General features: G+C 72.4%; 26 protein-coding genes, 1 tRNA gene and 2 pseudogenes. 22 read left to right on the forward strand and 7 right to left on the reverse strand.

The genetic code is table 11. The features are described 5' to 3' along the window. Positions 1-46: 46 nt before the first annotated feature. Positions 47-236 (forward strand): annotated as a pseudogene (locus ACWDAS_RS18005) (leucine zipper domain-containing protein); the annotation flags it as partial. A gap of 281 nt (positions 237-517) precedes the next feature. On the opposite strand, the gene ACWDAS_RS18010 reads toward ACWDAS_RS18005, so the two are convergent. Then, entirely contained in the window at positions 518-1,132 is a 615-nt protein-coding gene (locus ACWDAS_RS18010; protein WP_450391458.1) for a TetR/AcrR family transcriptional regulator, read from the reverse strand. Between the two features lie 148 nt (positions 1,133-1,280). On the opposite strand from ACWDAS_RS18010, the gene ACWDAS_RS18015 reads away from it, so the two are divergent. The 4 genes from ACWDAS_RS18015 to ACWDAS_RS18030 all read left to right on the forward strand — a co-directional run bounded on the left by ACWDAS_RS18015 (position 1,281) and on the right by ACWDAS_RS18030 (position 4,821). Then, positions 1,281-2,198, forward strand: a complete 918-nt coding sequence (locus tag ACWDAS_RS18015) for an ABC transporter permease (RefSeq protein WP_450391461.1) — start codon at positions 1,281-1,283, stop codon at positions 2,196-2,198. A gap of 37 nt (positions 2,199-2,235) precedes the next feature. After that, entirely contained in the window at positions 2,236-2,958 is a 723-nt protein-coding gene (locus ACWDAS_RS18020; protein ID WP_450391653.1) for an ABC transporter ATP-binding protein, read from the forward strand. A 194-nt stretch (positions 2,959-3,152) separates the two neighbouring features. Further along, positions 3,153-3,944: a VOC family protein gene (locus tag ACWDAS_RS18025; protein ID WP_450391463.1), complete on the forward strand. Its 792-nt coding sequence runs from the start codon at positions 3,153-3,155 to the stop codon at positions 3,942-3,944. Positions 3,945-4,026: 82 nt separating this feature from the next. Then, entirely contained in the window at positions 4,027-4,821 is a 795-nt protein-coding gene (locus ACWDAS_RS18030) for a VOC family protein (RefSeq protein ID WP_450391466.1), read from the forward strand. Between the two features lie 15 nt (positions 4,822-4,836). On the opposite strand, the gene ACWDAS_RS18035 is transcribed toward ACWDAS_RS18030, so the two are convergent. After that, positions 4,837-5,748 (reverse strand): YceI family protein, encoded by a 912-nt coding sequence (locus tag ACWDAS_RS18035; RefSeq protein ID WP_450391468.1) that lies wholly within the window; start codon positions 5,746-5,748, stop codon positions 4,837-4,839. A 44-nt stretch (positions 5,749-5,792) separates the two neighbouring features. Further along, positions 5,793-6,422: a TetR family transcriptional regulator gene (locus tag ACWDAS_RS18040; RefSeq protein WP_450391471.1), complete on the reverse strand. Its 630-nt coding sequence runs from the start codon at positions 6,420-6,422 to the stop codon at positions 5,793-5,795. Positions 6,423-6,562: 140 nt separating this feature from the next. Between ACWDAS_RS18040 and ACWDAS_RS18045 the strand changes: the two genes are divergently transcribed. Both ACWDAS_RS18045 and ACWDAS_RS18050 read left to right on the forward strand, forming a co-directional pair. After that, positions 6,563-6,718: a hypothetical protein gene (locus tag ACWDAS_RS18045; protein ID WP_450391473.1), complete on the forward strand. Its 156-nt coding sequence runs from the start codon at positions 6,563-6,565 to the stop codon at positions 6,716-6,718. A 26-nt stretch (positions 6,719-6,744) separates the two neighbouring features. Further along, positions 6,745-7,041, forward strand: coding sequence for a DUF4190 domain-containing protein (locus ACWDAS_RS18050; RefSeq protein WP_450391476.1), 297 nt, complete (start codon positions 6,745-6,747; stop codon positions 7,039-7,041). Between the two features lie 102 nt (positions 7,042-7,143). On the opposite strand, the gene ACWDAS_RS18055 is transcribed toward ACWDAS_RS18050, so the two are convergent. Continuing rightward, positions 7,144-8,583, reverse strand: a complete 1,440-nt coding sequence (locus ACWDAS_RS18055; RefSeq protein WP_450391478.1) for a helix-turn-helix domain-containing protein — start codon at positions 8,581-8,583, stop codon at positions 7,144-7,146. A gap of 149 nt (positions 8,584-8,732) precedes the next feature. Here ACWDAS_RS18055 and ACWDAS_RS18060 point away from each other — a divergent pair, with 149 nt between their 5' ends. Next, on the forward strand, positions 8,733-9,359 hold the full coding sequence (locus tag ACWDAS_RS18060; protein WP_450391481.1) for a hypothetical protein: 627 nt from the start codon (positions 8,733-8,735) through the stop codon (positions 9,357-9,359). Between the two features lie 75 nt (positions 9,360-9,434). Here the strand turns inward: ACWDAS_RS18060 and ACWDAS_RS18065 are convergent, their stop codons facing one another. Beyond that, positions 9,435-11,051 carry an ABC-F family ATP-binding cassette domain-containing protein gene (locus ACWDAS_RS18065; protein ID WP_450391484.1) on the reverse strand — a complete coding sequence of 539 codons (1,617 nt, stop codon included), beginning with the start codon at positions 11,049-11,051 and terminating at the stop codon, positions 9,435-9,437. Positions 11,052-11,322: 271 nt separating this feature from the next. Between ACWDAS_RS18065 and ACWDAS_RS18070 the strand changes: the two genes are divergently transcribed. Beyond that, positions 11,323-11,712 carry a hypothetical protein gene (locus ACWDAS_RS18070; RefSeq protein WP_450391487.1) on the forward strand — a complete coding sequence of 130 codons (390 nt, stop codon included), beginning with the start codon at positions 11,323-11,325 and terminating at the stop codon, positions 11,710-11,712. A 15-nt stretch (positions 11,713-11,727) separates the two neighbouring features. Further along, positions 11,728-11,801: transfer RNA gene (locus tag ACWDAS_RS18075), tRNA-Met, on the forward strand. 107 nt (positions 11,802-11,908) lie between these two features. Here the strand turns inward: ACWDAS_RS18075 and ACWDAS_RS18080 are convergent. Next, positions 11,909-12,178: a DUF6343 family protein gene (locus tag ACWDAS_RS18080; RefSeq protein WP_450391490.1), complete on the reverse strand. Its 270-nt coding sequence runs from the start codon at positions 12,176-12,178 to the stop codon at positions 11,909-11,911. Between the two features lie 138 nt (positions 12,179-12,316). Between ACWDAS_RS18080 and ACWDAS_RS18085 the strand changes: the two genes are divergently transcribed. The 12 genes and pseudogenes from ACWDAS_RS18085 (at position 12,317) to ACWDAS_RS18140 (ending at position 21,365) form a co-directional block, all read left to right on the forward strand. After that, positions 12,317-13,417 (forward strand): MFS transporter, encoded by a 1,101-nt coding sequence (locus tag ACWDAS_RS18085; protein WP_450391493.1) that lies wholly within the window; start codon positions 12,317-12,319, stop codon positions 13,415-13,417. Positions 13,418-13,452: 35 nt separating this feature from the next. Then, a complete protein-coding gene (locus ACWDAS_RS18090; RefSeq protein WP_450391496.1) occupies positions 13,453-13,977 on the forward strand; it encodes a SigE family RNA polymerase sigma factor in 525 nt (174 codons plus the stop codon). A gap of 60 nt (positions 13,978-14,037) precedes the next feature. Next, entirely contained in the window at positions 14,038-15,252 is a 1,215-nt protein-coding gene (locus ACWDAS_RS18095; RefSeq protein ID WP_450391499.1) for a hypothetical protein, read from the forward strand. 157 nt (positions 15,253-15,409) lie between these two features. After that, positions 15,410-16,882: an FAD-binding protein gene (locus ACWDAS_RS18100; RefSeq protein ID WP_450391502.1), complete on the forward strand. Its 1,473-nt coding sequence runs from the start codon at positions 15,410-15,412 to the stop codon at positions 16,880-16,882. Positions 16,883-16,912: 30 nt separating this feature from the next. Then, positions 16,913-17,644, forward strand: coding sequence for a tyrosine-protein phosphatase (locus ACWDAS_RS18105; protein WP_450391505.1), 732 nt, complete (start codon positions 16,913-16,915; stop codon positions 17,642-17,644). A 104-nt stretch (positions 17,645-17,748) separates the two neighbouring features. After that, positions 17,749-18,225: an SRPBCC family protein gene (locus ACWDAS_RS18110; protein WP_450391506.1), complete on the forward strand. Its 477-nt coding sequence runs from the start codon at positions 17,749-17,751 to the stop codon at positions 18,223-18,225. Then, positions 18,222-18,575, forward strand: coding sequence for an ArsR/SmtB family transcription factor (locus ACWDAS_RS18115; protein WP_450391508.1), 354 nt, complete (start codon positions 18,222-18,224; stop codon positions 18,573-18,575). The genes ACWDAS_RS18110 and ACWDAS_RS18115 overlap by 4 nt, the downstream gene beginning before the upstream one ends. Positions 18,576-18,580: 5 nt before the next feature. Continuing rightward, positions 18,581-19,126 (forward strand): hypothetical protein, encoded by a 546-nt coding sequence (locus ACWDAS_RS18120; RefSeq protein ID WP_450391511.1) that lies wholly within the window; start codon positions 18,581-18,583, stop codon positions 19,124-19,126. A 76-nt stretch (positions 19,127-19,202) separates the two neighbouring features. After that, positions 19,203-19,634 (forward strand): annotated as a pseudogene (locus tag ACWDAS_RS18125) (zinc ribbon domain-containing protein); the annotation flags it as partial. A 110-nt stretch (positions 19,635-19,744) separates the two neighbouring features. After that, positions 19,745-20,023: a hypothetical protein gene (locus tag ACWDAS_RS18130; RefSeq protein WP_450391514.1), complete on the forward strand. Its 279-nt coding sequence runs from the start codon at positions 19,745-19,747 to the stop codon at positions 20,021-20,023. Continuing rightward, complete coding sequence (locus tag ACWDAS_RS18135) at positions 20,023-20,334, forward strand: hypothetical protein (protein WP_450391517.1); 312 nt, start codon at positions 20,023-20,025, stop codon at positions 20,332-20,334. The genes ACWDAS_RS18130 and ACWDAS_RS18135 overlap by 1 nt, the downstream gene beginning before the upstream one ends. Positions 20,335-20,579: 245 nt before the next feature. After that, complete coding sequence (locus tag ACWDAS_RS18140) at positions 20,580-21,365, forward strand: PIG-L deacetylase family protein (RefSeq protein WP_450391519.1); 786 nt, start codon at positions 20,580-20,582, stop codon at positions 21,363-21,365. A gap of 213 nt (positions 21,366-21,578) precedes the next feature. Here ACWDAS_RS18140 and ACWDAS_RS18145 read toward each other — a convergent pair whose 3' ends face one another. Then, positions 21,579-21,818 carry a hypothetical protein gene (locus ACWDAS_RS18145; RefSeq protein WP_450391521.1) on the reverse strand — a complete coding sequence of 80 codons (240 nt, stop codon included), beginning with the start codon at positions 21,816-21,818 and terminating at the stop codon, positions 21,579-21,581. Between the last annotated feature and the right edge of the window lies 1 nt (position 21,819).

Here is a 21,819-nt window from a genome sequence, read left to right on the forward strand (position 1 = left end):
CCGGGCGTGGTGGAGACTGCCGTCTTCACTGACCTCGGAGGGCTTGGTGGCCCACGTCGATGCCCGGCTGACCTTTGACGGCAGACGCCTGCTGGTGCGCCGTGTCGTCTTCGACGGCGGTCCGGTGGCTCATGTGGCCAAGGAGGCCGGGTGTCTCGCGGCAGTGCGCTCACCGCTGGGCCGGTCGGTTCCACAGCGAGGGACGGGCGGGCCTGCACGACCGGTCCAGTCGCCCGAGTGGCCCACTGCGAGGACGACCCGCCGCCTTGCGACGCACCGTACCCGGGGGCACCCCCAGCGCCCCGGGGCTCCCCCGGCTCCGCTGGGGGAGCCGATGTGGCGGAAGGCTCCGGTACGCGGCGGGGGGCGCCCGCCTTCCGGACCTCTGCGGCGCCGCGCCGCCCGGCACCGGGTGACGGATCTCACGGGGGTGCGGCGGCCGGGACCGCCGCGACGCGCTCGCGCGCGGCTCCGGTGTCGGGGCCGCTGCCGTCGACGAGCCCCGCGGCGGCAGCCGCTACCCGGCCGACGCGGCGAGCGCCGCCGTCGTGGCGGCGGCGAGGTGGTCGAGGTAGCGCGGCGAGAGGGGGGAGCGGAGCACCGCGAGGCGCCAGTAGAGGGGCCCGGCGATGAGGTCGAGGGCGAGGTCGCAGTCCGTGCCGGCGGGCAGCTCCCCGCGTTCGACCGCCGCGTCGACGATGGCGGTGGCGATGCCGCGCTGGGTGTCGCGCAGCGCGATCTGCAGGGTCTCGGCGATGTCCGGGTTGCGGGAGGCCTCCGCCAGCAGGTCGGGGATGATCTGCGAGGCGACGGGGTGCCGCAGGGCCCGCGCCGTCACCTCCAGCAGCATCCGGATGTCGCCCAGCAGGCTCCCCGTGGCGGGCGCGGGCACACCGAGCGCAGCTACCGCGGAGACGACGTCCAGGACGAGCGGCAGCTTGGAGCGCCAGCGCCGGTAGACCGCGGCCTTGCCGACGCCCGCCCGGCGCGCGATGCCCTCGATGGACATCCGGCCGTAGCCGACCGCGGCGAGCTCCTCGAACACGGCCGCACGGATCGCCTCCGTAACATCGTCACGGAGCACTGCCGCCCCGGCGGGGGCGCGTCGAGGGGGTGCGGTGTCCGGTGCCATGCCCGGCAGCCTACGCGACGATGGGACGGAACGGTTGCGTTCCAACGCTCGTGTGGTCTAACGTCTCGGTAACGACGACACGGTCTCGTTCCGTCGGCGCACAACCACCCCCCTCGCGCATCACCCCCCGAACGGAAGCGCCTCCCTCGTGAGCCTTGACATCGAGTCCTCTTCCGCGGCGCCCGCGCCGCCCGGCGCGCCGGCGCCGACCCCCGCAGAGCTGGCAGCCGAGCACGGCCTCACGGTCAGCGGCGCCCGGCCCGGCCTGGGCGCCTACGTGCGGCAGCTGTGGGGACGCCGGCACTTCATCACCTCGTACGCGACCGCCCGCGTGTCGGCGCAGTACACCCAGGCCCGGCTGGGTCAGCTGTGGCAGGTGCTGACACCGCTGCTCAACGCGGCCGTCTACTATCTGATCTTCGGCCTGCTGCTGGGCACCGACCGTGGTGTGGACAACTACATCGGGTTCCTGGTCACCGGCATCTTCATCTTCACCTTCACCCAGTCCTCGGTGATGGCGGGCGTGCGCGCCATCTCGGGCAGCCTCGGCCTGGTGCGGGCCCTGCACTTCCCGCGCGCCAGCCTGCCGATCGCGCAGACGCTGATGCAGCTGCAGCAGTTGCTGATGTCGATGCTGGTGCTGCTGGCGATCGTGCTGATGACCGGCGAGGTGCCGGGTCCGTCGTGGCTGCTGGCGATCCCGGCGCTGGTGCTGCAGTCGGTCTTCAACGCGGGCCTGGCGCTGGTGATGGCGCGGCTGGGCAGCAAGATGACCGACCTCGCCCAGTTGATGCCGTTCATCCTGCGCACCTGGATGTACACCTCGGGTGTCATGTACAGCATCAGTCGCGTGGCGGCGCACGTGCCGGAGCCGGTGCGGATCCTGCTGGGCCTGAACCCGGCCGCGGTCTACATCGACCTGATGCGCTTCGCGCTGATCGACAGCTTCACCTCCGCGCAGCTGCCGCCGCACGTGTGGGCGGTGGCCCTGGGCTGGGCCCTGGTCATGGGTGTCGGGGGCTTTGTGTACTTCTGGAAGGCTGAGGAGCAGTACGGCCGTGGCTGAGCGCATTCCCACCGTGATCGTGGACGACCTGCACATCATGTACCGGGTGCACGGCGCCGGCACCGGCCGCGGCACCGCCGTCAACGCCCTGTCGCGACTGGCGCGCCGCAAGGGCAACCCGAACGTCCGTACGGTCCACGCCGTGCGCGGTGTGAGCTTCACCGCCTACCGGGGCGAGTCCATCGGCCTGATCGGCTCCAACGGCTCGGGCAAGTCGACCCTGCTCAAGGCCGTCGCCGGGCTGCTGCCCGCGGAGAGCGGCAGGGTCTACACCAAGGGTCAGCCGTCACTGCTGGGCGTGAACGCCGCCCTGATGAACGACCTGACCGGTGAGCGCAACGTGATGCTCGGCGGGCTCGCGATGGGCATGTCCCAGGACGAGGTCCGGGCACGCTACGACGACATCGTCGAGTTCTCGGGCATCAACGAGAAGGGCGACTTCATCTCCCTTCCGATGCGCACGTACTCCTCCGGCATGGCCGCCCGCCTGCGGTTCTCGATCGCGGCGTCCAGGAGCCACGACGTCCTCATGATCGACGAGGCGCTGGCGACGGGCGACAACCGGTTCCGCAAGCGCTCCGAGGCGCGGATCCGCGAGCTGCGCCAGGAGGCCGGCACGGTCTTCCTGGTCAGCCACAACAACAAGTCGATCCGCGACACCTGCGACCGCGCCATCTGGCTGGAGCACGGCACGCTGCGCATGGACGGCTCGACCGACGAGGTGCTCAAGGCGTACGACGAGTTCACCCAGGGGAAGTGACACCGCCCGGCGGGAGCCCGGCACCGGTGCCAGACTGAGGACGGACACCGGGCTCACGGGACAAGGGTCTGCCGTCACATCGGTGTGGGGTGGCGCTCCCCGGCCCACGGCCGGTGGCAGTGCCACCCGGCGGCAGCTGGGGGAGGGCATGTGACGACGGACCCAGGGAAGCACGCCAGGCGAAGGAGACCGCCATGCTCACCACCCAGTACGTCAACGGCGCCCCGAACTGGATCGACCTCGGCAGCACCGACCCCGCGGCGGCGGTCTCCTTCTACAGCGGGCTCTTCGGCTGGGACGCCCAGTCCCTCGGACCCGAGGCCGGCGGCTACGGCTTCTTCCGCCTCGGCGGGAAGACCGTCGCCGCCTTCGGACCGCTCACCGAGGAGGGCATGCGGCCGTCCTGGACGCTGTACTTCCAGACAGCCGACGCCGACGCCACCGCCAAGGCGGTGGAGCAGGCCGGCGGCACGGTCCGCCTCGCGCCCTTCGACGTGTTCACCAACGGCCGCATGGCCGGCTTCACCGACCCAGGGGGAGCGGAGTTCGCCGTGTGGCAGCCCCGCGACACCAAGGGCCTCGACGTGGTCACCGAGCCGGGCAGCCTCGGCTGGGCGGAGCTGTACGCGCCCGACGCCGCCGCGGCCCGCGCCTTCTACGGTGCGGTCTTCGACTGGCAGGCACAGGAGGTGCCCCTCGGCATCACCAGCTACACCGTGCTGTCGACCTCGGGCGGCGGACGCGAGGCGTCCCTCGGCGGAATCGTGGAGATCACCGGCGCGATGAGGGACGCGGGGGCGTCCCCGCGGTGGCTGCCCTACTTCGAGGTCGAGGACGCCGACGCGGTGGTCGCCAAGGCCGGGCAGTTCGGCGGCACCGTCGTCACGGCACCCCGGCACGCCGAGGGTGTCGGCCGCTTCGCGCACCTGGCGGATCCCTTCGGCGCGCTGTTCGCGGTCATCGCCAGCCAGCCGCAGCAGGGCTGACGGAGCGGCACAGGGGCACTGTCAGTGCCCGGTGCAAGACTGGGCGCGACCAGGGCACAGCACCCCGTCGAAGGAGCACGCCATGCTCAGCACCAACTACGTCGCCGGCGCCCCCAACTGGCTCGACCTGGGAAGTCCGGACATCGACGCCTCGGTTGCCTACTACCGCCGGGTGTTCGGCTGGGACTTCCAGTCGGCCGGACCGGAGGCGGGCGGATACGGCATGTTCCGGATCGGCGACCGGACCGTCGCCGGTATCGGCCCGCAGAACCAGCCGGGTGTCACGACCGGTGCCTGGGAGCCGTACTTCCAGACGGCCGACGCCGACGCCACCACCAAGGCCGTCGAGCAGGCGGGCGGCCGCGTGCGCTTCGCCCCCATGGACGTCTTCGACCTCGGCCGCATGGCGGCCTACACCGACCCGAGCGGCGCGAACTTCTGCGTGTGGCAGCCGGGCGCCAACAAGGGCCTGGACGTCGTCGACGAGCCGGGTTCCCTGTACTGGACCGAGCTCTACACCACCGACGCGCCCGCGGCGCTGGCCTTCTACCGCTCGGTCTTCGGCTGGAAGACCGAGGACGCGCAGATCCCCGGCGGCGTCTACACCATGGTCTCGCCGGCCGGCGGCGGGGAGAGCGACGCCCACGGCGGCGTCATGCAGCTCGACGAGGAGATGCTGGCCGCGGGCGCCGGCTCGCACTGGCTGCCGTACTTCGCGGTGTCCGACTGCGACGCCACGCTGGCCGGGGCCGAGCAGGCCGGCGGCACGGTCCGGCTGCCCGCGATGGACATGCCGCAGGTCGGCCGCTTCGGCCAGGTCGTCGATCCGCACGGCGCGGCCTTCGCGGTGATCACTCCCGCGGGCCCCGCGGCCTGAGGGCGCTCCCGGCGGCTACTCCGGCGGCGTCGGGGTGTCGTGGCTGGAGAACATGGCCTGCACATCGAGCTCCAGCTTGATGGTCGGGCCCACCACCGCGATGCCCCGCGCCAGCATGTTCTGCCAGTTGAGGGTGTAGTCGTCGCGGTGCAGTTCGGCGGTGGCGAGAGCGGCGCACCGCAACTCCTCGCCGTAGCCGCCGGTCGCCATCCCCAGGTAGTGGGTGTCCAGGGTCACCGAGCGGCTGATGCCGTGCATGGTGAGGTGTCCCTGGACGCCCCAGCGGGAGCCGCCGTGGTGCACGAAGCGGTCGCTCGCGAAGTGGAGCCAGGGGTAGCCCGCCACGTCCAGGAAGTCCGCCGAGCGCAGGTGGTTGTCGCGGGTCCTGTTCCCGGTGTTGATGCTCGCGGCGTCGATGGAGATCTCGACGTGGGAGTCCTCCATGCGCTCCGCGACGCGTATGCCGCCCTCGAAGCGGTCGAAGCGGCCGTGCACATGGGCCATGCCGACGTGCTTGGCGATGAAGCGGATGGCCGTGTGCGGCGGGTCGAAGAGCCAGGTCCCCGGGGGCGGCAGTTCGGCGCCCGGTGACGGCGCCAACTGCACCTTCCCCATCGGGGACTGCAGCCCCTCCGCGATCTCCACGGTCCCGCGGTAGGGCTGCAGGCCGTCCGAGGTGATCACCACCGTGTAGTGCCCGGGCGGCAGGGTCGCGAGGAACGTCCCGTAAGGATCGCTGATCGCCTTCACGCGCGTGTCATGGGTGAGCGCGTCGGACACGGTGATCTCGGCTCCGCCCATCGGCTGGCCCATGGGGTCGAGCACCTGACAGCTCATCAGCCCCGCGCCTTTGGCGACCGGGGGCAACAGCCCCGGATCCGCGCTGCCGTTGGCCGTCCGATTACGCCGAAAGAGTGCGAAAGCCATGTGATCACCTTAGATGGTGGATCCACGCAAGTGCGAATCGCCCCTCAGGCGCCGAGCCAGTGCCGCCGTCCCAGGTGGATGAGGTAGAGCTCCTTGCGGGCCCGCTGCTCGATCCGTTCCTCGGCCCCGGCATCCCCGGCCGGCGCCTCCATGAACGCGATCGCCGTCATCAGCATGCGGTCCACGTACAGTTCGGCCAGCATGCGCACGTCCTCGGGATCCCAGCCGCGGGAGACGGGCTGCGCGCCGAGCGCCGCGGCCACCTCGTCGGCGAAGAGCGAGAGTTCGGCGGCGATGGCCTCGCGGACGGCCTGGACCCCGCCGTGGCGTTCCCGGGCGATGAAGCGGATGTGCGGGCGGTGGTCGCGCACATGCAGGACGATGACCCGGATGGAGCGGGCGATGACCTCCTCCGCGTCGTCCTGTTCGGCCAGGATCGCCCGGATCATGGCGTGCAGGCTGCCCAGTGACTCGGCGACCAGGGCCACCCCGAGGTCGCTCATGTCGCGGAAGTGCCGGTAGAAGCCGGCGGGTGCGACGCCCACCTCGCGCGTGACCTCGCGCAGCCCCAGGCTGCTCAGGCTCTGGTTCTCCAGCAGGCGCAGGCCGGCGTCGAGGAGGGCCCGCCGGGTCTGCTGCTTCTGGGCCTCACGGACCCCGAGGGTGTGACTCATGTCATCCAGTAAACAGCTGTTCGCCGAGTTTCGCGACAGTAGACTACCGATTCAGTGAACAGTTGTTATTCCAACTGTTCACTGAGCTGTAACGTCCGCAGCCCGCAGTGCCATCCGGCAACCGAGAAAGGCACAGATCCGTGACCCTCCTCGTCGTCCTGGTCGCCATGGGGATCCTCCTGGGCACCGTCTCGTACACCTCGTTCCCCGTCTTCCTCGTCGCCGCGGGCGTGATCGGTGCCTGGCTGCTCACGTTCTACGTACGCGAGCGCATCGGGCAACACCGCAACCGCTGACCCACGTCTCCCGGGGGAAACCACCCATGGACTCCTACGTACCTGCCCGCGAGCGCGAACTGCGCGCCCGGGAAGCCCGGTCGGGCTCGGACGGCTCCGACGGCATGGCCGTCGCCTCGTTCGTGCTGGGCCTGGTGGGCCTGCTGGCCTTCAACATCGTGCTCGGCCCCTTCGCCCTGATCCTCGGTGGCGTCGCGCTCGTACGGGGCACCCGGCGCCCGGTCCGGGCGATGCTCGGGCTGGTCCTGGGCGCGGCCGACCTGATGGTGCTGGTCGTGCTCATCACCATGAACAAGGGCTTCATCTGGCCGTTCGGCCTCTGACCGCGAGGAACGCGGCCGAAGGGAAACGGGGGGAGACGGTCCCCACCCTGCACGGGGGGGTGGGGGCCGTCCCGTACTTCCGGGACCGGGGGATCCGGGGACTCAGTCGCGGGTCCAGCCGGTTTCCGGCAAGTAGCCGTACTCCGGGCGGCCCTTGACGCCGCTGGTGCGGAACGGCCGCCCGTCGTCGCCGATGCGGACCGTCTTCGTCCGGTTGCCCGCCGTCCACTCCAGCTCCAGGTACCAGTCGCAGTCGCACCGCACCGTGCGGGCGGTGACCCGCAGCACCAGAGGATCCCGTTCGGAGACCTGATACGGGAGGCGGACCGCCGGCAGGACGTTCTCGCCGTCGAACCCGTCCTGCGAATGGGGCTCCGGACGGGCGGCGTCGAGGTCCACCGCGTACTCCGCGGGGGTCAGCGCACCGCCGCAGCCGTTCGACATGGCGTAGGACGACCAGCGCAGCGGGCTGCGGCGCTCCACGACCCGGATGTGCAGGGCCTGCACGACCACCGGGGTGGAACCGCGTCCCTGGACGGTGGCCTCGACGATCGTGGTGCCGCCGTGCACGGCACCGAGGGCGCCGGCCCAGGCGGGCGCGTCCTGCGCGACCGGCGGGGGAGGGACGTCGGAGGGGGGCCGGGCGATCAGATAGCGGTGGTCGCAGCCGCTCTGCCACACGTGGGAGCGGACGCTCCAGACCAGTGGCCGGGCCGGGACCGGGGCCCCGGAGGCCGTGGCACCGCCACCGGGTGAACGCGGTGTGCCGTCCGTGCCGGTCGCCGACGGCTTCCCGGAGGGTGGACCGGACGCGGACGCGGTGGGCGAGCGCGGGCCCGTTCCGTCCGCCGGGGTCGGCGGACCCCCGGCGTCGCCCGGCTGCGCGGACCGCGGGGACGCCGCGTGCGCCGGAGGACGCTCGCCGGTGGCGCCGTCGGTCATGGCCAGTACCGCGCCGGTGAGCACCAGGGCGGCCACCGACCCGGCGACGGCGGGCCGGGACAGCCGGCGCCGCCAGGGACGCGACGGACGCGGCCCGCCGGGGGCGGGTCCGATCGGCGCGAGTTCGGGTGCCGGGTCCACGGCGGCCGTCGCAGGCACGGACGCAGGCTCGGGTTCCGGAACAGGCCCGGATGCGGCGCTCCCTGCCGGGGCGGCGTCATCGCTCCCGCTCCCGTTCCCGTTTCCCCCGCCGTCCCGCTCCGGCACCGCGCCACCGCCCCGGTTGCCCACGCGCCGTACGGCGTCCGCGAGCACCCACCGGCGGTGCAGCTCGACCAGTTCCTCCGGCCCCGCGCCGCACAGCCGGGCCAGGCGTTCCACCACCGCGTAGTCCGCCGGGACGGCGTCGCCGTTGCAATAGCGGTGCAGCGTCGACGTACCGACGTGCAGCCGGGTCGCGAGCTGCCCGTAGCTCAGCCCCGAACGATCCTTCAGCTCGCGTAAATGCCGGGCGAAGTGCTCGCTGCCCGCCGCCGTCCCAGCCATGTCCCGCGCCCCCGACGTCTCCCGTGTCCCGGCCACCCGTTCCAGGGCGCTCACGTCTCCCCAGGCCAGGGTACGCGCCACCGTTCCGGCGTCCCGGAAGCGGCGGCGACTGTTGCGGGGCCGTGACGGCGCCGCGCACGCTGACGACATCACCGCCGCCTCCGCGGCGGCCGTCGTTCACGTCCGACCACGGGGGAACCGCCTTGAACCGCACACTCGCCCGCCGCGCCGCCGCGACCGCGCTGTCCGCGGTCGCCGCCACCACGCTGATCGCCGTCGGCACCGCCGACGCCGGGGCCGCCGCGCCGCCCGCCGCGCCGAGGTTCCTCGCGCCGAAGGAACTGCCGCCGTACCCCTACTCGCCCTGGTACGCCGACCGGGTCAGGAGCGGTCTGCCCGAGGGCGGCACCGCCTGCGCCCTGAGCGGCCTGCCCCGCAAGGGCGTCTCCCACCGCTCGTTCTGGACCGAACTGGACACCAACGCCCAGCAGGTCACCTTCACGGCCGAGAACACCAAGGCGGCGCGTGACCTCGCCGCGAAGCTCCACAAGTCCGTACGGGGCTGCGCGGGCCGTTTCCTGGACCAGAACCCGGGAGCGGAGGCCGACTGGAAGGACTTCGGCTCCCTCGACGTGGAGGAGGGCGCGCACGTCTACGGCGTGCACGTCGCGCCGCCGGAGTCCGAGCACAGCGTCCGGCTCTACGGCATCGGCCGCGACGGCCGCACCGTCACCGTCGTCGAGTGGGGCCAGATGGGAACCCTCGAACAGATCCCGCTGAAGGCCTTCAGGAGGACCACGCGGACCGCCGTGAACAAGCTGTACCGCTGACGCCGCCACGCGGCCCGCGGACACCGGCGGCGGGGCCCCGGGGGGAGCCCCGCCGCCGGAGCGGCACCGCACCCGTCACAGCGGCTCGACGCGGGTGAGCCCGTCGGCGTCGAGCCGCAGCCAGCACGTGACGCCGATGCCGCGCAGGAACGGCAGGTCATGGCTCGCCACGATCAGCGCACCCTCGTAGGAGGCGAGCGCCGTCGTCAACTGCCGCACGCTCGCCATGTCCAGGTTGTTCGTCGGCTCGTCCAGCAGGAGCAGCTGCGGCGCCGGTTCCGCGAGCATCAGCGCCGCGAGCGAGGCCCGGAACCGCTCCCCGCCTGACAGCGAACCGGCCGGCTGGTCGGCCCGGGCGCCCCGGAACAGGAAGCGGGCCAGCGACGCCCGGATCCGGTTGACCGTCGCCTGCGGCGCGAACCGGGCCACGTTGGCCGCGACCGACAGTTCGTCGTCCAGGATGTCGAGCCGCTGCGGCAGGAAGCGCAACGGCACATGCGCCAGCGCCTCGCCCGCCGCCGGGGGCAGTTCCCCGGTGACCGTACGCAGCAGTGTCGTCTTCCCGGCGCCGTTGCGGCCGACCAGGGCGATCCGCTCCGGTCCCCGCAGTTCCAGGTCCCCGGCCGGCGCCCCGTACGCCGTGCGCAGGGTGCGCAGCGTGAGCACGGTACGGCCCGCGGGGACCGCCGTGTGGGGCAGGTCGACGCGGATCACGTCGTCGTCCCGCACCGCCTCGACGGCCTCGTCCAGCCGCTCCTTCGCCTCCGCAAGCCGCTCCGCGTGCAGGATGCGGTGCTTGCCCGCGGACACCTGGGCCTGGCGCTTGCGCTGCTTCATGACTGCGCGCGGCTCACGCTTGGCGTCGTACATCTTCTGCCCGTACCGGACCCGCCGGGCCAGCTTGACGTGGGCGTCCGCCAACTCCCTCTTCTGCCGCCGCACATCGGACTCGGCGACGCGCAGCAGGCGCTCGGCCGCGTCCTGTTCGACGGCCAGGGCCTCCTCGTAGGCGGCGATGTCGCCCCCGTACCAGCGGACCCCGCCGTCGCGCAGCTCGGCGATCCGGTCGACGTGGCGCAGCAGTTCGCGGTCGTGGGAGACGACCACCAGGACGCCGTTCCAGGCCGCGACCGCCTCGTGGAGCCGCCGCCTGGCCGCCAGGTCCAGGTTGTTGGTCGGTTCGTCGAGCAGCAGCACGTCCGGGCGGCGCAGCAGCAGGGACGCCAGCCGCAGCAGCACGCACTCTCCGCCGGAGAGCTCGCCGACGACACGGTCGAGACCGACGTGGCCCAGCCCGAGGCCGTCGAGTCCGGCCCGGGCCCGCTCCTCCACGTCCCAGTCGTCGCCGACCGCGGCGTAGTTCTCCTCCGTCGCGTGGCCGGCCTCGATGGCGTGCAGCGCGGCCCGGGCCTGTGCGATGCCCAGGGCCTCGTCCACCCGCAGCGCGGTGTCGAGTACGGCGTCCTGCGGCAGGTACCCGATCTCGCCCGCGACGCGCACCGTGCCGCCGCCGGGCGTGAGCCGGCCGGCGAGGAGTCTCAACAGGGTCGACTTGCCGGACCCGTTGGGCCCGATCAGGCCCGTACGGCCGGGGCCGGCGGAGAGCTGGAACCCGTCGAGGACGGCAGTGCCGTCCGGCCAGGCGAAGGAGAGGTCGGTGCAGGTGATGGAAATCGGACGGGGATGTCCCATGAGGGCCTCCGGGGTGCTCGTGATGACGGCAGGACGGCACACGGGGACACCGGAAGGCGGGCGCTGCGCAGGGGCGGCTGCTCACGGCCGAGGTCGCACACGGCCCGCGCGATCGCCCAGGAGGGGCGTCGCGGACACGGTGTCCCGGACCTCAGACGGACAACGGCCTTCTCCGATCGGGGTGGTGGCAGGGCCGGGGCAGAAACTACGCCGGGGCCGCATGCCCGGCAACGCATTTACGCGGCGCCGGGCGCGTGAGAGTGTGACGGCCGTGCCGACCCAGACCACCGCGCCCGACAGCCGCGCCGCGTCCGTGCTCCGCTTCACCACCGAGCTCGTGGCCTGGATCGCGACCCCGTGGGCCCTGGCCGGGCACTCCTGGCTGCTCGCCGTCCTCTCGGTGATCGTCCTGATCGGCCTGCCGACGGTCTTCTCCACGCCCGGCGACAAGGCGCAGGTGATCGTCCCCGTGCCCGGCGCGGTGACCGTCGCGCTGGTGCTGCTGCAGCTGGCCGCGGCCGTCGTCTCCTCCTGGGCCGTCTGGCCGGCCCCGTTCGCCGCCCTGGTCAGCACCCTCGCGGCCGCCACGGTCGTGACCGAGGTCCCGCGCTGGCGGTGGCTCACCGGAAATGGATTTGGTTCTGGCGCCGACACCCCGTAGGGTTGTGTTCACCGACGCGGGGTGGAGCAGCTCGGTAGCTCGCTGGGCTCATAACCCAGAGGTCGCAGGTTCAAATCCTGTCCCCGCTACTGAAGCCGAGGGCCCGGTGCATCAGCACCGGGCCCTCGGCGTTTTCGGGTCTCTCCCGCGCCGCTTCCCTGCCGCTTCCCTGCCGCTTCCCTGCCGGTCCGTGCGCTCAGCGTTTGCGGAGCGGTTCGTACGGCGGGACATCGCGTCCGGGCTGCCAGTGCGGGCCCTGGCGGATGTGCCGGACGATCATGACGAGGTCGCCGCCCGCGACGAGTGCCAGGAGGCCGAAGAAGACCGCCCAGCCGGTCCGCCCCAGGTCGGCGAAGACCACCGTTCCCGCGATCGCCCAGACCAGCCCGAAGGCGGCCAGTCCGAGCCGCATCCGCAATGCGCTGCGAGCCCGCAGGGGCTCGTTCCCGGTACGTCCCATGTGCATGGAAAACGCCTCCTCAACCGGTTCGTACCCGGCTACGCTCGTCCCATGACATGGCGACATTGATCCTCACCCGAGTCCGGTCTGGCGCGCAGGCTCTACGCCTACGCCTTCCTCGAGGACCTGATCCCGCTCTATCCGGTGTACGCGGTGCTCTTCGCCGACGCCGGGCTGTCCGAGGCGGGGATCTCCTCGCTGTTCGCCGTGTGGTCGCTCACGGCGTTCCTGCTCGAGCTGCCCTCGGGCGTGTGGGCCGACCGCTTCTCCCGGCGTGCCCTGCTCATCCTCGCGCCACTGCTGGCCGGGGCGGGTTTCACGCTGTGGACGCTGTGGCCCTGCTACGCATCCTTCGCCGCCGGATTCGTCCTGTGGGGTGCCGGTTCCGCGCTGCGGTCGGGGGCGCTGCAGGCCCTGGTCCACGAGGAACTGACCCGGGTCGGCGCGCCCCGGGCGTACGCGCGCCTGACCGGCCGGGCCCAGGCGCTCGGCACCACGGCGGCACTGGCGGCCACCGCGCTGGCGGGGCCGCTCCTCGCGGCCGGAGGCGGCCGCGCCGTCGGGCTGGTCAGCGTCGGGGTGACCGTGCTGACCGCGCTGGCGGCCCTCGCGCTGCCGGAGCCCCGGGGCCCTCGGGACCGGGCCGCGGCGGGCGGCGACACCATCACGTACACCGGCTTGCTGCGCGAGGCCCTCGCCGAGGCCCGGCACACGCCCGGAGTGGGTCGCACGGTGGCCGTCGTCTCCCTGCTGGCCGGGGCGACCGCGCTGGACGAGTACGTACCGCTGCTCGCCCGGGCCACCGGTGTCGGGCCGTCCCTCGTCCCGCTGCTCGTCCTGCTGGTGACCGCGGGCTCCACGGCGGGCGGCTGGCTCGCCGGGCGCGGCGCGCGCTGGGCACCACTGGCACCGGCGGTCGCCGCGGTGTGCCTGGCCGCGGGCGCCGTTGGCACGCACCCGGCGGGGCTGGTGCCGGTGGCCGTGGCCTTCGGCGTCTTCGACTGGGCGACGGCGGCCGCCGACGCGGGCCTGCAGGAGCGGCTGACCGACCGCACCCGCGCGACGGTCACCTCCCTGGCGGGCCTGGGCTCCGAGGCCGCGGCGCTGCTGCTGTTCGGCTGCTGGGCGCTGGGGTCGCGGTGGTCCGGGCCGGGGCCGCTGTTCGCCCTGGCGGGTCTGCCGTTCCTGGGCGCCGCGCTCTTGCTGTGGCGGTGCAACATTTCCGTGCGCCCACGACGTCAGTGAGGTGAAGGCAGCGCTGATCGACGATGGGGTGGGGCATGCACGAGGACCGTACGAAGGACTACCTGGACTTCGCGGCGACCCGCGCGGCGCACCTCTTCCGGTCGGCCTGCCTGCTCACCGGAGGCGACACCCATCTCGCCGAGGACCTGGTGCAGGAGACCCTCGGCAAGATGTACGTCACCTGGCGGCGGGTGTCCCGTGTCGGCAACCCCGCCGGCTACGCCCAGACCGTGCTCGTCCGCACCTTCCTCACCCACAAGCGGCGGCGCAGCAGCGGCGAGTCCCCCATCGGTGAGCTGCCCGACGTCCCCACGGGCTCCCGCGACTCCGACAGCGACACGGCACTGCTGCGGCTGACCCTCCTCGACGCGCTCGCCCGGCTGGCGCCGAAGGACCGCGCGGTCGTGGTCCTGCGCTACTGGGAGGACCGGAGCATCGAGGAGACCGCCGACGCGATGCGGGTCAGCTCCAGCGCCGTGCGCACCCGGTCGGTCCGTGCCCTCGCCAGGCTCCGCGAACTGCTCGGCGACAGCCTGGCGGAACTCGCGTCCTCCCACTGACCTCACCCCCCACCGGCTTCCCCTTTCCCTTTCGACCTCTCCTCCGGACGGTGGTTCACCATGCCCTTCGAAGACGACCTCGGCGCCGCACTGCGGAGCACCGGCGACAGCTTCAGCACCGACAACCGCGCCCTCGTGGCGGCCGGCCTCGCGCAGGGCCGCAGCGTCCGCCGCCGCCGTACGGCCGCCGTGGTGGGCACCGTCGCCGCGGTGGCGGCCGCGGGCGTGACCGCCGCCCTGGCCGTACCCGGCGGCAGCCCCCAGGAAGTGGGCCCGGCGACGACGAGCAGCCCCGACCCGACGCGTCCGGCCGAGAACCAGGACACGAGCGGCGACGACGGCACCTTGCTCGGCGCCCTCGAGCACCTGCTCCCCAAGGGCCGGATCCTCAGCAGGCGGGCCTCGGACGTGGAGAGCTCTCCCTACGCCGAGGTCGTCTGGGACGACGGTCACGGCGCCTCGACGATCTCCGTCGGCCTGAGCCGCGTCCAGCCCGGTGAGGGCGTGACCTGTCCCGACCTCGCGTTGATGAAGCCGGGCACGACGTGCGAGCGCACCCGACTCCCCGGCAAGGCGACCCTGCTGGTCGTCAAGGGCTGGGAGTACCAGGACAGCCGCAAGGGGCCCAAGACCTGGCGCGCCACCGTCACGGACGCCGACGGCCGGCAGGTCATGGTCACCGAATCGAACGCGGCGCAGGAGAAGGCGAAGAAGCAGAGCCGGCAGGACCCGCCTCTGACCGCCTCCCAGCTCGGCACCCTCGTGCGGTCCCCGGAGTGGGAGCCCTTCCTGGCCGCCGTCCCCAAGCTCCCGGTAGCGACCGAGGAGCCCGGCTCCGACGCCGGGCCGCAGCGCGCGAAGAGGATCCTGAACCTGCTCCAGGAGGTCCTGCCCAAGGGGCTCAAGGCGACCGTGCCGCCGGGACAGAGCGGCGGGTACGTCCACCTCACCGTGGACGACGGCAACGGGGCCACCTTCGTCGAGGTCGACTTCCAGCGGTGGGCGCCCGACGAGGTCGACAACCAGATCTACGACGGCGCGACCGTCCTCCCCGACGGGACGAAGCTGGTCAAGCGCAGCGACGCGGGCGACAAGGGCGGCGTCGGCATCGTGCGGTGGATCGCGGACACCATCCGCCCCGACGGGCTGCGGGTCGTGGTGACGGCGTTCAACTCCGACGGCTACCACCGTCCCATCACCCGCAAGGAGCCCGCCGTCAGCATGGACGAACTCGTCGCGGCTGCCACCGATCCCCGCTGGGTCAAGATCGGATGATCACTCGGGCGGCCCGCCCGGCGGGCCGCCCGGCAGTGGGTCGGTTAGCGTCGCCGGTGGCCGCACGGGATTCCACGAGTCGCTGTTGACGGGGGAGCAGCAGGCCTAGAATCCCGAACTGTTGCACTGTCCACCGACCAGTTCAGGGGGAGCGCTCATGTCCCAACTCCCGTCCAGGCGTGCGATATTGCGTACCGCGGCGACGGCCGTGGGCGCCGTGGTCGTCGGATTCGACCCGATCGGCAGGAGCTGGGCCGTGGCGGCGACCGCCGCGGACCGGGCGAACGGCACGCTGGTCGGTCTGCCCCACCTGGACGGGACGCTGCTGACCGACGACGCCTCGCTCGGCGCCGCCGCGGACGACTTCGGCCACATCGTCCACCGGCGGCCGGTGGCCGTCCTGCGCCCGGGGTCGGTCGACGACATCGTCGCCATGGTGCGCTTCTGCAACCGGCACGGGATCCAGGTCGCGCCGCGCGGCCAGGGCCACGCCACCTTCGGCCAGGCCCAGGTCGCCGGCGGGCTGGTCGTCGAGACCTCGCCCCTGGCGCAGATCGGCCCGGTCGGACCGCGCAGCCGCACCGTCACCGTCGGCGCCGGCGCCAAGTGGAGTGATGTCACCAGGGCCACCCTGGCGCACGGCCTCACGCCGCCCGTCTTCACCGACTACCTCGAACTCTCCGTCGGCGGCACCCTGTCCGTGGGCGGGCTCGGCGGCCAGAGCCATCACTTCGGCGCCCAGGTCGACAACGTCACCGAGCTGCGCGTCGTCACCGGCGCGGGCGAACTGCTGCGCTGCTCGCCGGACCGGCACCGCGACCTCTTCGAGGCGGTGCTGGCGGGCCTCGGCCAGTGTGCCGTCATCGTCTCGGCCACCCTCCGCCTGGTGAAGGCGCCCACGACGGTCCGGCACTACCTGCTGCCCTACCACGACCTCGGCACCTTCCTCGCCGACCAGCGACTCCTGGTCACCGACGGGCGGTTCGCCTACGTCGAGGGCCAGGTCGTCCCCGACGCGGGCGGCGCGTTCCACAGCTACGTCCTGGAGGCCGTCTCCTACGACGCCGCGCCGGACGACGCCGCGCTGCTGGCGGGGCTGCACCACGACACCACGGGCGTGCAGATCGAGAACATGGCCTACTTCGACTTCCTCAACCGGCTCGCCGCCGCGGTGGAGGCGCTCAAGGCCGCCGGCCTGTGGGACTTCGCCCACCCCTGGCTCAACCTGCTCATCCCCGGCGGCAAGGCGGCCGCCGTGGCCGGCGGCATCCTCGACGCGCTCACGCCCGCCGACCTCGGCCCCGGCGTCGTCCTGCTCTACCCGCTGCTGCGCGATCGCCTGCACCGTCCCCTGCTGCGCGCCCCCAAGGACCCGGTGCCGTATCTGCTCGCGGTGCTGCGCACCACGCCGCCGCAGGACACCGCCACGGTCAACCGCCTCCTGGCCGCCAACCGGGCAGCCTTCGAGGCCACCCGGGCGGCCGGCGGCACCCAGTACCCGGTCGGCTCCGTCCCGTTCAGCCGCGCCGACTGGCGCGTCCACTTCGGCTCCGCGTGGCCCGCCCTGGAGGCCGCGAAGCGGCGGTACGACCCGCGCCGCATCCTGGTTCCGGGCCAGGGGATCTTCTGAAGCGGGGCGGTCGCACCGTAGGGTCCCCGCATGGGGAGACACATCGCGTTCGAGCGACTGCACAACTTCCGTGATCTGGGCGGCTACAGAGCGGCCGAAGGCCGTGCCGTGCGCTGGGGGCGGCTGTACCGTTCCGACGCGCTCTCGAAGCTCGGGGGCACGGATCTGGAGCGGTTCGCCGCCCTCGGCGTACGTACGGTCATCGACCTGCGCCACCCGTTCGAGATCGAGGCCAAGGGCCGCGTCCCGGAGGCCACCGGGGTCGCGTACCACAACCTCAGTATCGAGCACCGGCCCCACGACCAGACCGCGTTCGGGCCGGAGGTCGAGACGACCGCCTTCTACGCCCGGCTGCACGCGGAGGTCGCGGCCGACGGCGTCAAGGAGCTGCGCCGGGCGCTGGAGGTGATCGCGGCGGACGGCAGCGGCCCGCTGGTGTTCCACTGCGCGGCGGGCAAGGACCGCACCGGGCTGCTGGCGGCGCTGGTGCTCGGGCTCCTGGGGGTGGCCGAGGAGGACATCGTCGCCGACTACGCGCTGAGCGATCTGGCGACCGCCCGCCTGCTCGCGGACTGGACCGCGGCCAACCCGGAGCGGACCGTGCGGTGGCCGGGCTGGGGAAGGGCGCCCGCCGACGCGATGCGGATCTTCCTCGCCGGCCTGGCCGCGGAGCACGGGTCCGTGCAGGGGTACGCCCGCGAGCGGCTCGGTGCGGACGACGCCCTGCTCGCCGCGCTGCGGGAGGTGCTGCTCACCGACTGATCCGCTCGACGTGCAACTCATGGGTTGCGTGTCGCGGGGCTTACGTGCAACCCTGGAGTTGCACGTAAGACTGTGCGCCGATGCCCATCGACGGAGGAGACACCATGAGCACCGAAACCCCGGACCGGATCGAGCGGGAGATCAGCATCGCCGCCCCGGTCGAGCGCGTGTGGGACGTGCTGACCCGGCCCGAGCACATCGGCCGCTGGTTCGGCGAGGACCTGGGCGGCGGTGGCGCGCCCGCGCAGGTGGACCTGCGACCGGGCGGCGCCTTCGAGATCGACCACGGCTTCGGCATCTACCCGAGCCGGATCGTGGGCGTCGAGCCGCCGCGCTACTTCGCGTACCGCTGGGCCACCGCCTTCCCCGGCGCGGAGGCGACGGAGGACAACTCCACCCTGGTCGAGTTCACCCTCAGCGCCGAGGGGGAGGGCACTTTGCTGCGGGTGGTCGAGAGCGGCTTCGCGGCGCTCGACATCCCCGAGGACCGGATCCCGTACGCCGGGTACGAGAGCCACTCGCAGGGGTGGAAGGACGTCACGGCCGGACTCGCGACGTACGTGGAGAAGCTGCCCGCATGACGGAAGCCCGCACCCCCGGCGAGGAGGACGTCTTCGCCGCGCTGGCCGATCCGATGCGCCGCCGGATCCTGGACGCCATCGCCGAGCACGGTGACGCCACCGCCACCGTGCTCGCGGCCGAACTCCCGGTCTCCCGCCAGGCGATCGTCAAGCACCTGACCGTGCTGGACCGCGCCGGGCTGGTCGCCGGGCGGCGCTCGGGCCGGGAGATGCGGTACGCGGTGCGCCCGGAGCGGCTGGTCGCGGCGGCGCGGTGGATGGACCGCGTCGCCGCCCGCTGGGACGCGCGACTGTCGGCCATCAAGCGCCTTGCGGAGGAGCCCACTTCCCGCGACCCCGGTGTAACCTGAGCGCCGTGAACGGGGAGAGGCCGCCGGACAAGTTCTCCGGCCGCATCGGCGACGGCCAGATCAACTGGCAAGTGGGCTTACTGCTTGTCGTCGTTAACGTGGTGCTGCTCGCGCTGGGCGTGGGCTCCACGTTCTGGTTCTTCGGGCAGGACATCGGAATCGCCGGGCTGTCCGTGGCGCTGCCGGCGATGAGCCTGTGCACCTTCCTGGTGCTCTTCACCGACTCCCGCGACGTGCGCACCGCCGTGATGTCCGCCTTCACGGTCCTCTACTTCGGCTTCGTCGCGGCCTCGTTCAACAGCGAGGTCGCGCGGGCGATGGCCGACAAGTCGGGCTTCCTCGACGACGTCTACGGCAGCTTCAACACCTTCATGATCGTGATGGTGGGCTTCTACTTCGGCGGCAAGACCGCGGAGAAGGTCGTCGAGAAGAAGCACGCCGCCGGGCAGACCTCGGCCGCCGCTCCGCCGCCGGAGCCCGTCAAGGACGACGGGGGCACCGTCACGCAGCTGCCCGCGCCCGCGGTGCCGGTGGACGGCAGCCCGGCCTGACCAGCACAATCGCCGGGTGCAGATCCTGACCTTCCCGGAGGCCGGCGCCCCCCAGGATGCCCGGGCCTTCAGGCCGCGGAGGAATGGGTCCGCCCGCAAGTGGGCCAAGCGCGTGGTGACCGACCACGACGCGATCGCGGTCGAGGACTTCCGGCCGAAGTTCCTCGCGAAGACCACCATGGCGCGCAAGGCGGCGGACGCCGCGATCGGCGCCACGAAGACGGCTCTGATCGAGATGGGCCGCAAGCACGGGCGGGACGTCCGCCTGGTGCATCCCGCGCACACCACCATGGACTGCGCGTCGTGCGGAGCGAGAACCAAGCACGCACTTCCTCTTTCGGAACGTACCTACACCTGCACCGCGTGCGCAGTCGTCTCTCCCAGGGACAAGAACTCCGCCCGCGTGATGCTGGTCCGGGCTGGTCTCAACCCGGCTGGTGCCGATCGTGTAAGCGCTGGTGGACCGCTGGTCCTCAGCCCACGTGAGCCAGGAATCCCCGCCCTTTAGGACGGGGAGGATGTCAAGAGATCACCCATGGGCAACCCGCCTGATACACCGCGCTGAGGTACTGGGCTGCGTTAGATTGGTTGACCCACAGGCGTTGCGAAAGAGGAGAGATGCGCGAAGAGAGCAAATCTTCACCATCATCCGGTGATCCACGCATCCGGGCATTACCACCCACCATCGGTGCCATCGACGACGCTCTTCCTGCCGCCCGCCGTGATGACTTTCGGGCTGCTGTCACTGCTGCCCGGCAGGGCGAGGAGCTGAACGAGGTGATGACCGTCTGGTGGATGGAAGCGATGTTCGAGGCCGTACCCGGCCGAGATCAACGTCTCGATGACACCGTCGCTGGTATAGGACTTGTCGAACTCGAGCCCGAGGTGACGGAGTGATGGCGCCGTTTTCGAGCGGTTGGACGGCCGTCACTCAGGTCACGGCCGCAAAGGTGCTGAGCGATATGCGCTCCACCGGTAACAAGGAACTGCACGACAAATTGGTCCGGTTTCTTCGCGCCCTGGCGTTGGAGGTCGGAAGCGCCGTCGAATCCGGTCATCCGCCCCCAGGCCTGCCCATGGCTATTCGCGGCGTCACGTGGTACAGCCTCTCAGTGGCCGACGATCCCATCTTCTTCAATTACAGCATCTACCCGGATGAGCGGCAGATCAGGGTTTGTGACCTGATCTGGGTGGAAATCACCGAATAAGCTCTTTCGGTGAGGCCATTGAGCCGGCTCCGACTGCCTTGGGCTTCTGCCCAGAGTCCTTCGGCGGCTGGAGCAGCATGGGGGACTTCTTCACCCCCCCCGCGCCCGCCGCCACCGCGCCGGCTTCAGCGGCACCCGCGTCGCGCTGCACCCTGGGACGACCGACCGGCTCTGGTGAGTCCGCCGCGCCCTGCCGGGAACCTCTCTTCGAGCCGGCGGCCCTCGCCGCCGGTGCCCTCCGTGCCATGCTCGGGCCGTCGGCGTCCATCCCGGCCCTCAGGAGGCGGCCCGTGTCCGAGCAGCACCTCGACCCCATGCCCGAGGACTGGCGGCGGGCGCTCGCCGTCGTCGCCCACCCCGACGATCTGGAGTACGGTGCCGCGGCGGCCATCGCCCGCTGGACGGACGCCGGCCGCGAGATCGCCTACCTGCTGGTGACGCGCGGCGAGGCGGGCATCGACGACATACGCCCGAAGGACGCGGCGCGGATACGCGAGGCGGAGCAGCGCGCGAGCGCGGCGGTGGTCGGCGTGCGGACCGTGGAGTTCCTCGAGCACCGGGACGGTGTCATCGAGGAGGGACCCGCGCTGCGCCGCGACCTCGCCACAGCGATCCGCCGGCACCGCCCCGAGCTGCTGATCACTCTCAACCACCACGACACCTGGGGCGGTACGGTCTGGAACAGCCCGGACCACCGGGTCGTCGGCCGTGCCGCGCTCGACGCCGCGGGTGACGCGGGCAACCGGTGGATCTTCCCCGAACTCGCCAGGGACGAGCGCCTGGAGCCCTGGGGCGGGGTCCGCTGGGCGGCGGTCGCGGGATCGCCGTACCCGACGCACGCGGTCGAGGTCGGCGAGTCCGACGTCGAGCGGGCCATCGCCTCCCTCGCCGAGCACCGGGCGTACATCCGTGCTCTCAGCGACCGGGAACCGGCCGAGTACGCGCGGGACTTCCTCGGCCGGGCGATGGAGATCGCGGCGCGGCGCTTCGGGGACCGCCCGGCGGTCTCGTTCCAGCTGTATCCGCGCTGAGGGCCGTCACCGCTTCGGCGCCGGCGGGCCGGCCTACGCGGGCGGGCACTACGCGGGCGCCCTGACCGCGCCGTTGATCCGTCCGCAGGCCGGGCGCCGGTGGCGGGCCGACCGTACGGGACCATCAGGACCGGGCGGCGGTCGCCGCAGCCGTTCGCCGCCGGCGGGGGCGCGGCCGGGGCCGCCGAGCGCGGCCTCGACGGGGCGTCCATGTCAGCCGGGGACGATCAGGTCGATCCCGTAGGCCGCCACCGCCAGGCAGGCCGCGAAGCACAGGCCCGCCGTGGCCAGGGCGGCCTTCTCCTGGCCGCCGCGCGGCTGCTGGGCGCGCAACCCTCCGCCACCGGCGCGTCCCCAGGCGGCGACGCCCAGCGAGAACATCACGACGACCGCGATCGTGATGCCGAGGCTCGCCGCGAACACACCGCCGAGGTTGCTCCACTTGATGTCCATC

Source organism: Streptomyces sp. NPDC001070 (genome assembly GCF_053598835.1).